This is a genomic window from Phyllobacterium sp. (assembly GCF_037994425.1).
In the GTDB taxonomy this organism is placed as follows: domain Bacteria; phylum Pseudomonadota; class Alphaproteobacteria; order Rhizobiales; family Rhizobiaceae; genus Phyllobacterium.
The window spans coordinates 1-14340 of the sequence record NZ_JBBNAM010000259.1; the positions used below are offsets into that span (position 1 = coordinate 1).

At 54.6% G+C, this 14340-nt stretch carries 12 protein-coding genes and 1 pseudogene; 7 read left to right on the forward strand and 6 right to left on the reverse strand.

Features of this window, described 5'->3' with window-relative positions; genetic code table 11:
- On the forward strand, positions 1–918 hold the full coding sequence (locus tag AAAB35_RS17830) for an SDR family oxidoreductase (protein ID WP_340669616.1): 918 nt from the start codon (positions 1–3) through the stop codon (positions 916–918).
- A 406-nt stretch (positions 919–1324) separates the two neighbouring features.
- Here the strand turns inward: AAAB35_RS17830 and AAAB35_RS17835 are convergent, their stop codons facing one another.
- The 3 genes from AAAB35_RS17835 to AAAB35_RS17845 form a co-directional block, all read right to left on the reverse strand.
- Positions 1325–1690, reverse strand: a complete 366-nt coding sequence (locus AAAB35_RS17835) for a VOC family protein (RefSeq protein ID WP_340669617.1) — start codon at positions 1688–1690, stop codon at positions 1325–1327.
- A 279-nt stretch (positions 1691–1969) separates the two neighbouring features.
- A complete protein-coding gene (locus AAAB35_RS17840) occupies positions 1970–2473 on the reverse strand; it encodes a hypothetical protein (RefSeq protein ID WP_340669618.1) in 504 nt (167 codons plus the stop codon).
- A 1110-nt stretch (positions 2474–3583) separates the two neighbouring features.
- Complete coding sequence (locus AAAB35_RS17845; RefSeq protein WP_340669619.1) at positions 3584–5974, reverse strand: arylsulfatase; 2391 nt, start codon at positions 5972–5974, stop codon at positions 3584–3586.
- 229 nt (positions 5975–6203) lie between these two features.
- On the opposite strand from AAAB35_RS17845, the gene AAAB35_RS17850 reads away from it, so the two are divergent.
- Positions 6204–6434 carry a hypothetical protein gene (locus tag AAAB35_RS17850; protein ID WP_340669620.1) on the forward strand — a complete coding sequence of 77 codons (231 nt, stop codon included), beginning with the start codon at positions 6204–6206 and terminating at the stop codon, positions 6432–6434.
- Between the two features lie 486 nt (positions 6435–6920).
- Here the strand turns inward: AAAB35_RS17850 and AAAB35_RS17855 are convergent, their stop codons facing one another.
- Positions 6921–7199, reverse strand: coding sequence for a hypothetical protein (locus tag AAAB35_RS17855; RefSeq protein WP_340669621.1), 279 nt, complete (start codon positions 7197–7199; stop codon positions 6921–6923).
- Positions 7200–7363: 164 nt separating this feature from the next.
- On the opposite strand from AAAB35_RS17855, the gene AAAB35_RS17860 reads away from it, so the two are divergent.
- Both AAAB35_RS17860 and AAAB35_RS17865 read left to right on the forward strand, forming a co-directional pair.
- Complete coding sequence (locus AAAB35_RS17860) at positions 7364–8083, forward strand: Crp/Fnr family transcriptional regulator (protein ID WP_340669623.1); 720 nt, start codon at positions 7364–7366, stop codon at positions 8081–8083.
- Between the two features lie 59 nt (positions 8084–8142).
- On the forward strand, positions 8143–8352 hold the full coding sequence (locus AAAB35_RS17865) for a hypothetical protein (RefSeq protein WP_340669624.1): 210 nt from the start codon (positions 8143–8145) through the stop codon (positions 8350–8352).
- A gap of 2033 nt (positions 8353–10385) precedes the next feature.
- On the opposite strand, the gene AAAB35_RS17870 is transcribed toward AAAB35_RS17865, so the two are convergent.
- Complete coding sequence (locus tag AAAB35_RS17870) at positions 10386–11060, reverse strand: permease (protein WP_340669625.1); 675 nt, start codon at positions 11058–11060, stop codon at positions 10386–10388.
- 4 nt (positions 11061–11064) lie between these two features.
- Positions 11065–11358: a hypothetical protein gene (locus tag AAAB35_RS17875; protein ID WP_340669626.1), complete on the reverse strand. Its 294-nt coding sequence runs from the start codon at positions 11356–11358 to the stop codon at positions 11065–11067.
- A gap of 86 nt (positions 11359–11444) precedes the next feature.
- On the opposite strand from AAAB35_RS17875, the pseudogene AAAB35_RS17880 reads away from it, so the two are divergent.
- The 3 genes and pseudogenes from AAAB35_RS17880 to AAAB35_RS17890 all read left to right on the forward strand — a co-directional run.
- A pseudogene (locus AAAB35_RS17880) lies at positions 11445–11813 on the forward strand (transposase); the annotation flags it as partial.
- Positions 11814–13408: 1595 nt separating this feature from the next.
- Positions 13409–13729, forward strand: coding sequence for a secretion activating protein (locus tag AAAB35_RS17885; protein ID WP_340669627.1), 321 nt, complete (start codon positions 13409–13411; stop codon positions 13727–13729).
- Positions 13729–14181 carry a hypothetical protein gene (locus AAAB35_RS17890; protein WP_340669628.1) on the forward strand — a complete coding sequence of 151 codons (453 nt, stop codon included), beginning with the start codon at positions 13729–13731 and terminating at the stop codon, positions 14179–14181. Before AAAB35_RS17885 ends, AAAB35_RS17890 begins: the two co-directional genes overlap by 1 nt.
- Positions 14182–14340 lie beyond the last annotated feature (159 nt).

A 14340-nucleotide genomic window follows, 5' to 3' on the forward strand; every position in this document is an offset into this window, starting at 1 on the left:
ATTCAGGAGAAGGTCGACAAAGCTCCAAGCCAAGAAACAACCGGGTCGGCCGTACCGCAAACCGGAGCCCGGGACTATCCCGCACCGCCATTTCCAAAACAACACTTGAAAAAACCTGGTAGCGAGATGGCACTTGACCCTGCCCCAATGTTCGATGCCCCGTATTATGTCGGCTCGAAAAAGCTTGATGGAAAGGTAGCGCTGATCAGTGGTGGCGATTCCGGCATTGGCCGGGCGGTGGCGGTCTTATTTGCGCGCGAAGGGGCCAACGTCGCCATCATCCATTTGGACGAAGCTGCAGATGCTGAGATCACCAAGGAGATGGTGGAAAAAGAGGGAGGGAGATGCCTGATCATTGCCGGCGATGTTCGCAAAGCAGTCTTTTGCCGGCGTGCAGTCGATAAGACAATCAAGGCCTTTGGTTCACTGGAGGTTCTGGTTAACAACGCGGCATTCCAACTTCATACGACTGAATTTGAGAAGCTGACGGACGAGCATTTTGACGAGACGATCAAGACCAATCTTTATGGTTATTTTTTCCTATCACAGGCGGCGGCAGCGCACATGAAGCCTGGCTCGGCGATCGTCAACACCGGGTCCGTGACAGGGATCATGGGAAGCAAAAACCTTCTGGACTATTCCATGACAAAAGGCGGCATTCATGCCTTCACGCGCGCCCTGGCTGGAAACCTTATTGCCCGAGGCATCCGCGTCAATGCGGTCGCGCCAGGACCAGTGTGGACGCCGCTGAATCCCGCGGATAAGGAAGCTGAGGACGTTGCAAGGTTCGGAGCAGATACAAAAATGAAAAGGCCGGCGCAGCCGGAGGAGATCGCTCCGGCCTATGTCTTCTTGGCGTCCTCGCACTGTTCGAGCTACATTACTGGCGAAATACTGCCCATTATTGGCGGATATTGAGGTCAGCGTTGACTGTGCTTGGTGCTGCATCATGCGGCCGACAATCGTCTGCAGGAAATGAAATAGAGTGGTAAGCTGGGGCTGAACCCGCACCAGGGAGGTATGCAATCGCGGATCTGTCTATTACTGCTGCGTTGCGACGGAGCTAACAAATTGGCCAACGCCCGGCTGAGTGGCGTTAAATATAGGGGCCTTCTGAAGAAAGTGTGGGCTGCTATCGAACAGAACCGCTGAATATAGGGCCCTACTGTACGCTGTGAACCCATAAACTGTATGATTGAGATAGGTGGCCCGTCCGCTTTTGGTCGAAGACGGGAGAAACCTGCTAGGCGGGCGAACGCGACGGTGAGCATGAGCAAACGTTTCAAAATACCAATAGCCCGCCGCCGTCAGTTTCGCGTCAAGCTCAATCCTTCTTGAACGCGAATAGCTCGATGACGTTGCCCGATGGATCTTCAAGCAAGATGGCGCGGCCAGCACCGCCGTCGCTGATTTCGCCACGGAATCTTGCATCAGCCCGGCGCAACCGCTCAATGAGGGCATCGACCTCGTTTGTAACGATCATAAATCGGTTCCACCCACCGGGCTTCGGATCGCCGCCCGCCTGACCACCGCTGCCCGCACCTGGGGCACTCAGATACAGCGTCAAGTCTTCGCGCAGCAGAGCGGCGAACTTGCCAGGATTATGCTTGTCTATCTTAAAATCGAGATTGTCTCGATAAAACTCGCCCGCCTTGTCGACGTCCGCAACAATGTATCGGACGGATGCCATCTAACCTTTTCCTCGTCTAGATATAACGGTCAACTCGCGCAAAGGTTTCCTGTCAGTGGAGCTGAGTGCAGATGCGGGCTGACAGCTAAAGCAGTCGGATTGACGGTTTTTGTCGGGCGAAATGAAAAACTGACCCCTCCTATTGTCTCAACGAAGAATGCTACCAAACGATGTGGCGGTTTGAAGAGGCATCGGTCCCAGCGAATGGTGTAGCTTGACGGTAGCACGAGCGCGCACTCAATCGCGCTGTAGCGAGTGAGCGGCTTTGCGGGGTGGTCATCACACGGTTACACCGCCGTCACGTACACCACGTGCCGGGGCACGATCCTTTTTCCGCCGATAGGGTCTTTTATGCGTCGGTCGCGTCTCACCACTTTGCCAAGCCGTGTTTAGATTCGAGGCGAAGCGCTGCAGATCGATGACGACGGGCTCTTCAGGTTTGGCATTGAGGCCGCGACGATCGACCCGTCTGCCCAGATTTTCCTGTGCTGCACGGATGCCGGTGAACAGCATCACCGGGTCCGCCGTTGCTAGCATCGCGTTCAGCCGCTCCTTGTCGACCTCGACCACCTCGGGGTGAGCCAATACGCGCTCGACCGGTGGTGCGGGCGGATGATACCGCTTAATCACACGCGCACCGATGCGTGTGATCAAGCGCAGCTTGAATGAGGGCTGGAACAAATTGCCATGCAGCCGCACCGCGTCATAGAGACGAACAAGCGCCCGCTGTCGCTTCAGCACCCACAAACCTGCCATAGTCGACCAGCCGTCGAACGATAGCACCGTTCTTCTGCTCGACCCATGCTTGGTCATTCTTTCGATTTGAGCCCGACGATTCTTCGCTCGGGGAGGGTTCCAAAGAATCGCCGGGCCCAGTATCGGAAGCAAAGCTGGGGAGTGGGTCAGCATTGCTTCCTGCATCGGACGCATAGGGAAGCTGGTCCGATGTTCCTGTGTTCTGCTCATTCCGCTCGCCAGCGAGCGTCACCGTCTCTCGCGTGATATTATCAGGATCAGAACCCTCCTGATTTCCATGAGGGCTTGTCGCCTGTTCTAATCGCGACATGATTGATGGCTTCTTTGGCGTTGTCCGGTCCCTGAAACGGTTCAACCTCGTACCGGTCATAGACCCAGAGAGAAACCTATGGGCAGTGACGACGAGCCGATGACCGCTGCAAAATAGACAGTTGTTGCTGGGGAACCGACTTCCACAATGGTGAGTTCTTCGTGGTAATGCTGCCGACCGCAGGCGAGGTATAGGTGCATACCTCGGCGTCAACGCTGCCCCTTGGCGTACAGGTGATGGCATTGCCGCTGCCTTCAAAGACATACTTGGGGCGACCCTTGGAGCCAGACGAGTATCGACTACTGCTGCAATAAGCTCCGCCTCGTAGGCGATCATGCCGGGGATGGACATGATTTTGAAGCGACCGCGAACGGAGTCATCTTACGAACGCGGTAATGAAACCCGAATTTCGCAAAAGAGCCCCAGATATGCGCCTGGCGATAGAACGCTCTCGGTACAGAGCCGACACTCAGCCCTGGCGCAAATGGTAAAGAGCGCACGCTGGCAGAAATTGCGGATGTCAGTTCTCGTTCGTGACCTGTTCACCTGCCAGATGTGCAAACGCACCGGGCCAAGACGTCTCACCAGGTAGCTGACCATAGGATACGCCATCGCGGCAGCGAATATTTGTTCTGAAAGGACACGAACCTCAGGTGCGTGTGCAAGCCATGCCACGACGAGAGGCAAAAACAGGAACGCTCGCGGCCAGGCTCATTGCCGATCGAAGCTTATATAGTCTGACGTACATATTCGGGCGTTCTCAAAGCGTTCATCCGGCATTGATTGCAGACTTCGCGGGCCCATATCGCAAGGACGGCATATCCAGTCTACGGCTGCAGTGATACCTCTAGCTTTGCTATCGCTCCGTTAAAGGCAAAAGGCACTTGATAATCATTGTCTTCGACGCCTGTCCGTGTATCTAGGCCGATGTCGAAGGTCTCATCCCAAGGCATCAGAGCCGGAATAGTATGCGGAATTTTCGCATTCGCAACCTCAGCGCCGTCCACTTTAAGGACGCCAGTTCCGCCCTTGCCGAAACCGGGACCGTCGGACTTGAAATCGAACACGAGCGTATGCTTGCCGGGCGCGAGCGTGTCGCTACCTTCCCATCGGAAGCGCTCCATATCAACGAAGTTGTACAGGAATATGGGCTTGCCCTTGAGGAGATAGAACCCGTATCCGCCAAAGCGGCCACCCGTGGTAGCGAGCATCCCCTCACCGCCGCCCTGCGGTACTTCGACCTCAGCCGTGATCGTATAGGATTTGTTGATGATGCTTGGTGCATTGCTTGACGGGATGCCAGAAATCACCCCCGCGTAGGTGAAGTCGTTTCTCCCGGCAGTCGCACTCGGTCGCGGGGTGAGAAGCCGTTCAAGGATCGAGTTGTCCAGGGGAAATACATTGTACTTTGCCGCTTCCATGAGAAACAGTTCTTGCATCTGATGGAGTTTATCAGGCATCTGCGCAGCAAGATCGTTGTACTCCGAAAAGTCCTCGGCAAGATTGTAGAGTTCCCATTTGTATCCATCGATGACGTCCGGCATCTTTGTCGTGCCCATCAACCACGGTGCAGCGGGTGGCGTCGTGGCGGCGATCCAGCCGTCATTGTAGATCGCGCGGTTGCCAAACATTTCGAAATATTGAGTCTTGCGGGCCGATGGCGCTTGGCCATTGTCAAAGCTATAGGCCATGCTGACGCCTTCGATCGGTTTCTGCGCTACGCCGTTGACCATGACAGGCGCGACGATGCCTGTCGCTTCAAGGATAGTTGGAACGATATCGATCACGTGATGAAACTGGCTGCGGATGGCCCCGGCATCCTTGATCCGCGCCGGCCACGCCATCGCCATACCTTGCCGTGTCCCGCCGAAATGAGAGGCAACCTGTTTCGTCCACTTAAATGGTGTGTCAAAGGCCCATGACCAGGCAACCGACATATGCGGATAAGTCTCGTCGGAACCCCAAACGTCATAGAACTTCATCTGGTCGGCGACCGGAATCTCCATGCCCTCGATGGTTATCAATTCGTTGGGCGTGCCAAGGGTGCTACCCTCCGCGCTGGTTCCATTATCGCCTTCAATGTAGATGACGAGCGTATTGTCGAGTTTCCCAATGTCGTCAACAGCCTGGATCACGCGACCAATCTCATGATCGGAATATGCCACATAGGCAGCGAAGACTTCCGCCTGCCGCGCGAAAAGCTTCTTGCTCTCGGCATCAAGTGTATCCCACTTCGGCAGGTCATCCGGCCAAGGCGTCAATTGGGTGTTTGCCGGAATGACACCCAGCCGCTTCTGGTTGGCAAAAATCTGCTCACGCAGTTCATTCCACCCCATGTCGAATTTGCCCTTGAACTTGTCGATCCACTCTTGCGTTGGATGGTGCGGAGCATGAGTAGCGCCGGGCACATAGTAGACGAAGAAGGGTTTGTCAGGCGCAGCAGCATTCAATTGTTTTATATGGTTTATAGCGTTGTCGGCTTCATCAGTGATGAGGTTATAATTGGGCTTGCCTATCCACGGGAAAATCTGTGTGGTGTTTTGAAACAGGTATGGCGTCCACTGGTTGCTGTCACCGCCCATGAAGCCGTAGAAATAGTCGAAGCCCATGCCAGTCGGCCACTGATCGAACGGCCCTGCGCTGCTGTATTGGAAGGCCGGGGTGTTATGGTTCTTACCGAACCACGATGTCGCATAGCCGTTCTGCTTTAGAATTTCGCCGATCGTGGCATTGTTCACGCCGATGATCGAGTCATAGCCAGGATAGCCAGTCGCTTGCTCGGAAATGACGCCAAAACCTGTAGAATGGTGATTGCGCCCTGTGATCAGCGCTGCACGTGTCGGCGAGCAAAGTGCCGTCGAATGGAATTGCGTGAAGCGAAGCCCAGCATTTGCAACCCTGTCAAGCGCTGGTGTAGGAACCACTCCTCCGAACGTGCCAGCGACACCGTAGCCGGCGTCATCGGTCATTATGAGAAGGATATTAGGCGCCCCCTTCGGTGGAACGATCTGTGGTGGCCAGTACGCTTTGGAGTTCGTCGCATCGAGGCCGATATCTCCTCGAAATGGCTCGGGCGGGTTCGGCAGATATCTCCCGTCGATTGTCGTCGTGGCGCTTGGCGAACCGGGTTCGCCCGTGACCTGTTGTGCGTTCGCGCCATGGTGAATAACGACATTCAAGCTTAACGTTGCAAGAAGCAATGTTCCAATTCTAAGCATAGCAGTCGTCCCCCGCGTGATCGAGGAAAAACTGTTGCACAATGCTGAAATTGTACAAGGTAGGTTACGGTAGGATACGGCAGTTGCCGTGCTCCTTCACTCGGGCGACCGTGTACGGCCATATTCCAACAAGCCGCCTCGCGGATCGGATGACCGCATATTAAGGGCGCGCGTTTCGCCGAGCAACTAGTTTGGCTTGTGCGTGTTATACGGTGTGGAGGAATTTGTCATGGAAAATCCAGATACCGGTGAAAAACTCAGGAGTTCTCTGAAACGCGGTGATGTCATAAAAGTTCTTCAAGGCGGTGAGCCACGCGCGGGTGACGAGGAGAAGCGTGAATGGGTAAGGGCAACTGTCGTCTCGAATTCCGAAGCTGCTGTGACAGTGAAATATTCAGATGATGGTCAAGAAGTTATACCCTGGATTTCCGGACGCATTTGCGGACAAGGAAGTCAATAGCCTGGATAGCGCGACATCGGGTTAAACGGACACACCAGGCGCGCACCTATCGTGCTTGCCATCGATCTCTTGCCAATGGCGTTTTCCGCTTCTCCCTTCGGGTCTGGTCTGCCCGTAGATGCCGGCCGAGGTGCCGCCTCCATGAAGTTGCCTGCTCCTTCGGCCTCGACGAACGCAAGGCGGCCAACCATTCTCGGGTTGGCCAGGCGTCTTCCCAAGGACAGAGACCGTATTGAATGTTTGATAACCCTCATACATAGGCGCAAATGCATGGGAAGTATCAGAGCTTTCGGATCAATCGATTTACTTATTCATTGAGGAACTACACCTCTCAAAGCGCGATGTATAGACGCTCCTATCGCTCAGGTATACCCTCCCTCGCCAAGCCGACCGCTGCTAAAAGCCCAGCGTTCGGTCTTTTCGGGGGGCGGGCGCACTAATCTTGCCTCCCGACTTTCCGTGGAAGCTGAGTGGAAGACGTGGCTATTAGGTCAATTGACCCCAGGCCGGTCGCCACAGGGATAGATCATCCAGGATCACTACGATCTCCGCAAAACCATAATTTTCCTTGACGTCGAGCGCGCGCTCCAACGCTAAGGGCACATAGGTAGCATAAAAGTAATCGCCGGCATCTGTCTTGTCATTTGCCGGCCATTCAACCTCAGCAACCGTCCCTTCCGCATTTGTAAATACGCGTATACGCACGGCGTCATCGGGTGTATCCTTACTGTTACACAGCCTGCGAAAAAGGTTGATGGCTTCCATCTCGTCGCCTTTGAGCGCGGGCGCTTTTACCTAGACATTGTCGGCGTAATTCTAACCGGTTTGTCTGCTGGAGGACAATCCATTGTTGTTGCCTGCCAATCGGTTATTGATTGTTCTCTCAAAAGCGGAGGATCACTTATTTGTTCCGCGCAGGAAGGAACAGTATGACCGTCATCCAAACGGCTTTACGAAACAAACTGCTTAAAAGCCTGCTGCCAGAAGACTTCAGTAGCCTGATGCCGCACCTCGAGCTCAAGGAGTTTGAGCTTCGCCAACAGCTCGAAGAGCCCGGCGTGCCGATCAAAGAGGCGGTTTTTCTTGAGAGCGGCATTGCGTCGATTGTTGCGAAAAGTCCAAAAGGACGCGATATCGAAATAGGCCTGACCGGTTTCGAGGGCGTCACCGGTACCTCGCTGCTACTTGGCGTCCATATGACGTCGCACTGGACCTACATGCAGCTTGCCGGCGCTGGATACGCTATTGCCGCAGAGCATCTCATAACCGCGGTTGCACAAAGCGCCACATTGCGGCAGCATCTTCTTCTCTTTGTCGAGTGTTTCATCGTGCAGGCGGCGGCAACCTCGCTTGTCAACGCACAGGCACAGGCCGAGACCAAGCTCGCACGCTGGCTGCTGATGGTCCATGATCGTAGTCATGGTCACGAACTTTACCTCACCCACGAGTTCATGGCTGTTATGCTGGGCGTGCGCCGGCCTTGGGTTACCGAAACCCTGCATGTGCTCGAAGGCAAGGGATTTATCCGCGCTGCGCGGGGCAAGGTCACGGTACTCGACCGGCAGGGGTTGATCATTCACTCGGGTGGCTTCTATGGGGCAGCGGAGCGAGCCTACAAGAAGCTATTTTCTAAAAGCGACCATGATTAAACACTTCGTGTGGAACCTTCTCTCGAATTGTCCATTAGCGGACATTGGAGAGTTGGTCTATGTCAGGGGATGTGAACGACGAAAAGACTAAAGCGTTCCTTAAAGGTTCCGCTGACCCCGTCTTCCGCCAAGCACTGTCGACAAACATTCCGCTTCAGTCCAACGCAGACTTCGCCGACCTATTGAAGCGGTTGGAGATCGCTGAGGCACAATACAACCGCCACAACACTCAATCTGAGGATGATCCTTTTGACCCGCCCGAGATATGATTTTCATTGGCAGGATTGTCGATGCTGATAATTTCACCATCGCGCATGGAAAATACGCCGTGACTGCCGCCCTGCTTATAGAAATCACGTTCAAGCTCACCCCACCTACCCAAAAAATGTCCGCATGAGCTGCAATGGATTGGGGTATTAACATCCACGTTGCTTGTAAGCGTAAGATAGATGGTCTGACACTTCGGGCACTCGAGCTTGCTATCCAGCCGCCGGGACATGAGAGCTTCCAGCGTATCTGTTGGTCATAATCTCGGTGACAAGATGTTCTTGAAAAACTGCTGCCGACACGATTGCATCTTCGTCGCGCAGCCCCTCATCAAACAGAGTCATGACCCGTCGGGCGAGGCGGCCGGCATCTTCGTGCGATTTTGGACACCGCTGCAATTGCCTCGACGCCCTGAGGTGAGCGCGTTGCATTAGGTGCCAGTCTTCGCTTGAATAGAAAAGTTTTCTGAGATGACGCATGAACAAGTCCTCCCGCGCTGATTTGGGCGAGAACCCATACTCAATCGTTAGCGTGCTGCCCAACGATTGTATCTAGAAGAATACCTAATCGCCCCTATCGTCAATGCTATGTCCGCTGCTGGACAATCGCATTATGTCCAAACGATCTCATATATTGGACATCAGAGTACACTGGTCGCTTCGCTGAAATCGGCCAATATTTGCGGCTTACCTGGAACCACGACGCGCTCGATTGCGTGGCCAAGCATGCGCAAAGTATCACCGTTGGCCATAGCAAATGGCCTGACCTGCCGATACGCCATACAAAAGCAAGTCAGGCCGGCTGAAGTTGGCCTATCAGCCAATGGAGCGTGCGCTGCCATGGTTAATATATGGTGAAGCTTGGCCTGCGATTCCATAGCGGACCAAGCTTTATTCGGTCGGGTTCGGATGTGAGATTAGGAGATTTCCGGATCCGATCGTCGGCTTGGTCCTATCCTCATGCCCGGGGGTATCGCCAAGCTCTACTGCTGACCCAATGCCAGCATCAATAAACGCTCGCGTCGAGCATCTGTTCCGGAAAAAGGGTGAGGCTTGGCCCTTGCGTATGTGGAAGAATATCGAGGGCCAAACCTTTGCTGAGTGTGGGGACTACACCAGCATCTTTATTTTACGCGTAAATTTGGGCGCCAGGAACAAAATCGAATGAGGCTCAGCGCTTGACCGGGTACGGCGCGTTTTGCGCCGAGCCTCTGCTGGCAAGTTAGGATTCTCGCGACAGGTTTCTAATGGCTCTGCCGCTAATATGTTCCGCCCCTTAATCGAACGGACTAGGGACTAGGCGGCCGCCCCCGAACTCTTCCAACGGGCTCAACCTACAGAAGATAAGGACAGAAGATGGCAAAGGAAACTTTAGCCGTCGCGCTCAAGCTATTGTCTGGCGATTTGGCGATGAGGGCGGCTATTCGAACCGAGCAACCGATAAGGGTGGGCCGACAAAATAGGGCATCACGCAGCTTCGCTTAGGTCGGCGTGGCTGAATGACCAGTTTGAGAAGCAGGCAACGGCAAGCCAGAACGCAATATCGTTTCAGGGCTCGCGTATAGACCGGATCGAAAAGACAGCCACGACCGCGATCGAGCAATCGGCCCAAGGCGATCGACAGTGGTCGAAAACCAAACAGGTGCCAAATTTCAAAATGATACGTTTACCCGGCTCGATCGGCTGCAGGACAGTACGGTCAGCATGTCAGATGCCATTGCTGCACTCACCGCCACGATGCAGGCGCGCGAGGACTACGATCGGCGTAGGACTGCATCTCCTCCTTGATAGTTTCCCTGCCGGTCAGGGTTGCCGGGAAAGGGGCTTGTTTTCAACATGGCCCAATTATTGCTTGTCTCCATGTAGCCAGCCCAAGTGATTCATCAGATGAGATTTTGCCCGCCGCCGGTTATCCGGTTGGCGGGCTTTCTTGAGTTTAACGTTTCCGTTGATTGTGCTGCAGGTCGTCAGACACTCCGTTTGGGACTTGTTTGTAATGCGAAAAGCAGATCATCTGTCCGAAATCGAAAGCGGGCCTATCCGGCACGAGGCGCCGCCGCATAAATAATGATGGCAGCTGAGAGCATCACGACGACCGCCGCCTCAAGGATCGTCACGACGACCATGAAGATGGCGCGGCCGGTGGAGATGCCAAGGTCGCGGCGGAACCAGCGTGTCTCGATGGTGACGTACCAGATAAGGGCCAGCGTCAACACCGCCATGCCTGCCAGTTTCGGAACGTGTGCGCCAATTCGCATCAGGTTGATCCCTGTGTCGATGCCAAGGGCAAAGGGCGCTGCGACATAGCATTGACTGTAGAATGGTGGCTGCAGCGTCTTCCGATCCAGCTGCGTTCCGGCGTGGCGCAGAAGCTTCAACGCCATAAGCAAGGGGAAAATGCTGAACGACACGGCACGGAAGACTAGTAGATTGGCATCGGTAGAAAGCAGCGAAGGAAGGACCACCGATTGCCGCAGCAGGCCTAACTCCATGCCATGGGCGATTAACAGGGTGACGAGCAGAAACAGCGGCGGACTGAGCGTGTCGCTATAGCGGTCTTCATCATCATCGAGAAGTTCGACGTCGGCGTAGCGCATCAGCTTTGATGGGTGTCGAATCGTTCGCCACATCGTTACCGGATAGAAGACAATCCAAGAGACGATTTCGTATAGGAATTCCTCGAACGACTTCAGGAGCCTCATGAAATCCATTTAGCTACTTCACCGAACACATTCCGTTGCCGGCACCTTTCTTTGTGTACGAGACTGATGGCGATCCGTCAGAATTGATGCTGATGGAAATGGTCACGCCCTTGAGCGAGGCTTCATAATAATTGGCATTGAAGGTTTTTAGCTTCGCCTCCTTGCCTCCAATATAGACGGGTCCGCCTTCGTCGGCGTGAACTTCGATGTTGTTAGGACAGGTCGCATTGATCTGCGGAATCGCCGCTTGTGCCGTTCCTGCGAAAATGACTGCCAACGTAATTCCGGTTATGGTTTGCACGCGCATGGTGATGGTTCCCTTGGATTGACGGGGTATCGGTAACAGCGCGACGGAGTGACCAGAAGTACGTTACGGTTAAATTGATATATGATGTTCCGGCAATTGTCCGTGTCAAGCGGACGATCCGGCCGCGTTACGCATGCCGGGCCTGTGAGAGTGGCGTTGTGCAGGCGCCAGCGCCGGCACGCGTGATGGACGGCGGCATGGTGACGACGGCTTTTGCAGCGCACGTCGCCGTTGCCAAGTTTGCCTGGCATTTGCCACTGTATCGTCAGTCCCAGATGCTTGCGACTTGCGGCATCACCATCGATCGATGCACGCTTGGTATCTGGGTGATGCGGGTCGCCTGGTGGCTTGAGCTTCTCTACGACGAACTATTGGTCATCCGGTCTCAGCCCAAGGTCTTTTGTGACGAAACGCCACTGCCGCGGCTTGATCCGGGACGCAAACGAACCAAGGTAAAATGCGGGTGCATTCCTAGTCGTTGCCAAGAATTCCACGAACGGCATCGCGGTTGGTGACGGTGTGGGCTACCGCGTCGATTATGTCGCGGTTGGAACGTAAAACGAAGGGAATGTGAGAATGGAAAACCTAATTTACGCGGTGCTTGACGCAAACGGATACCCTGAGATGTTCTATAAAGTGGGCTTATGAAGCCAATCAGCAACGCACCCGTCCGATTTACGGACCCGTTCCGGAACCCAACGAAGAAAATCCCAATCCGCAAGCACCGATTATCGGAGAAGAACCAAACCCGAATTCGATCATCCCGGTTGACGCGGTTGAAATCACTCCTGAACAATTTGATGAAATGTTCAATAATTTCGGCCTTCGGAAATTGGTCCAAGGAAAAGTTGTGACCGCACCAATACGTCCACCCGTTTTTGACATACCGATGCAACCCCGACGATCGGCACGTTGCCGGCAGCCTTCGAAACATTCGTCGCCCAATTGCCGACCCAGCGGCGATTTGACGCAAGAATGGCGATTGTCGGAGCCAACTCATTCAATCACAGCAATCCGCTCGTCGATGCTTTTGCCGGTATGCAAGGCATGTCATCCGACGCAGTCGACGACCTTTGGCGGTCGGCAGCATTACTCTAAGACAGCGGCTATGAGAGGTCTGGCGTTGTGAAAAGAGGCGCGAGCTTACGCCAGACCTCAGCCCGCTCGAGGCGGGAGCTCTCCAGTCATGGGAGGAGAATAAAAGGGTCATAGTTCCCGTAAAGGCGTATCTGAAACCGGGACATGACCACCGGCAAGACCGCCAGCGGGGCGCAACATAACAACCCGAGACTGTGGTTCAATTGATAATTCGGCTTAGGATAGAATCCCATGGCCGCATCGGGAATCTATGTAGTTTCCCGACTAATCATCTAATCATCTAACCCTGGAATTGGCGCTCAACGGCGCTACAGCAAGTGGCCTGACCTGCCGATACGCCGTCAGGCCGGCTCAAATTGGCCTATCAGCCAATGGAGCGTGCGCTGCCATGGTTAAAATTTGGTGAAGCTTGGCCCGCGATCCTACTAGCGAACCAAGCTTTCCCTTATTCGGTCGGATACGGATGGGTTGAACTGAGAGCGATCCGGACCCGACCGTCGGCTTGGTCCTATCCTCATGCCCGGGGTATCGCCAAGCTCTGCTGCTGACTTAATTCCAGCATCAACAAACGTTCGTGTTGAGTATTTGTTCCGCACAACAGTGAGGCTTGGCCACTATCGTATGTGGAAGAATACCGAGAGCCAAGCCTCTGCTGGCTGTGGGGGGACTAAACCAGCACCTTAATTATACGCCTAAATTGGGGGCGTTAGAACCAAAATCGCTGAGGCTCGACGCTTGACGGGGTACGGGCGTTTCGCGCCGAGCCTCGGTTGGCGAGTTGGGCTCTCCAACGAAATTCCAATGACTTTTGCTACCGATATGTTCCGCCCCTAGATCGAACTGACTAGTGGCCGCTTGAACTATTCCGACACCCCAATCCACATTCGATAAGGAAAGAAAATAGCAAAGGAAACTTTGGCCGTCGCGCTCAAGCTATTGTTTGGCGACGAGGGTGGCTAGCGATCCTCTTGGCAAGTGGGCGCCGACACTGGGCGTTGTCGGCAATGCCCTAGCGATGGTCAAGAAAGCGCCGGTGCAGCCGACTAAGGTCGATGACCCTGCCGGTTCGGCCAAAGCGAGCCCAAAGGATATCGGTATCGTCGAGACGCTGAAGAAACCGGAAGCGTGGGCACCTGCCGGCGGATTGATCACCGCATTGACCGGGCTTGCGTCCGGCAATGGTCCGATCCAGTGGGCGCTCGCGGCCGTGATGGTGCTTGGCGTTGCCTATGGCATCTATCGCTTGGTCCGCCGCGATCGGAAGGAAGCCTGATGCTGGCCGCTTTCAAATACTGGCAGATCGGGGAAGCGGCGCTGCTCGGCGCGCTGATCGCTGCTGGTCCGATCTATCTCTATGGCGCCAGCCAAGGTCGTCAGCAGGCCGCGGTCGAAGCGGTCAAGGAAACAGCACAAGCCTACCAGGAAAGGGCAACCACCAATGCAACGATTAACTCTCTCGATGCTGTTGCTCTCTGCGTTGAGCTTGGCGGCTTGCCAGACGAATGCCAGCGATTGCGCGGGCTGGCAGAAGATACCGGTCAAACCGGCGACGGCAGTGCGGCACGAGACATGCAAAGTCAAAATGCTGCTGCACAACGCGTGCAGATTAATCTGGGAGGAACATTTCTTCGATTATCCACGTTTCTGGCCATGGAAGAAAACGCCTTCAGACCACACGATATTGCGCCGGCAAGGCAAAGAACCAGAGACTATCGGTACAGTTAACGAAGCATTCGAATTTCTGAAACACAACTGGCACAAAGCCCGACGTGGTCCAGTGTGTCAGCGCGCTAAAATTGCCTGTTCGGCCGCGCTTAAAGGAGTGGTCACGGTGGAGGAGGCGAGAAGTGCCTTTATCGAAGCCGCAGTTGAAGCGAATATGCT

What these genes read in the sequence shown, in the direction of transcription:
- AAAB35_RS17875 (WP_340669626.1), bottom strand. Translation starts at nt 11,358, where the DNA reads ATGCGCGTGCAAACCATAACCGGAATTACGTTGGCAGTCATTTTCGCA.
- AAAB35_RS17845 (WP_340669619.1), bottom strand. Translation starts at nt 5,974, where the DNA reads ATGCTTAGAATTGGAACATTGCTTCTTGCAACGTTAAGCTTGAATGTC.
- AAAB35_RS17870 (WP_340669625.1), bottom strand. Translation starts at nt 11,060, where the DNA reads ATGGATTTCATGAGGCTCCTGAAGTCGTTCGAGGAATTCCTATACGAA.
- AAAB35_RS17835 (WP_340669617.1), bottom strand. Translation starts at nt 1,690, where the DNA reads ATGGCATCCGTCCGATACATTGTTGCGGACGTCGACAAGGCGGGCGAG.
- AAAB35_RS17890 (WP_340669628.1), top strand. Translation starts at nt 13,729, where the DNA reads ATGCTGGCCGCTTTCAAATACTGGCAGATCGGGGAAGCGGCGCTGCTC.
- AAAB35_RS17850 (WP_340669620.1), top strand. Translation starts at nt 6,204, where the DNA reads ATGGAAAATCCAGATACCGGTGAAAAACTCAGGAGTTCTCTGAAACGC.
- AAAB35_RS17855 (WP_340669621.1), bottom strand. Translation starts at nt 7,199, where the DNA reads ATGGAAGCCATCAACCTTTTTCGCAGGCTGTGTAACAGTAAGGATACA.
- AAAB35_RS17865 (WP_340669624.1), top strand. Translation starts at nt 8,143, where the DNA reads ATGTCAGGGGATGTGAACGACGAAAAGACTAAAGCGTTCCTTAAAGGT.
- AAAB35_RS17860 (WP_340669623.1), top strand. Translation starts at nt 7,364, where the DNA reads ATGACCGTCATCCAAACGGCTTTACGAAACAAACTGCTTAAAAGCCTG.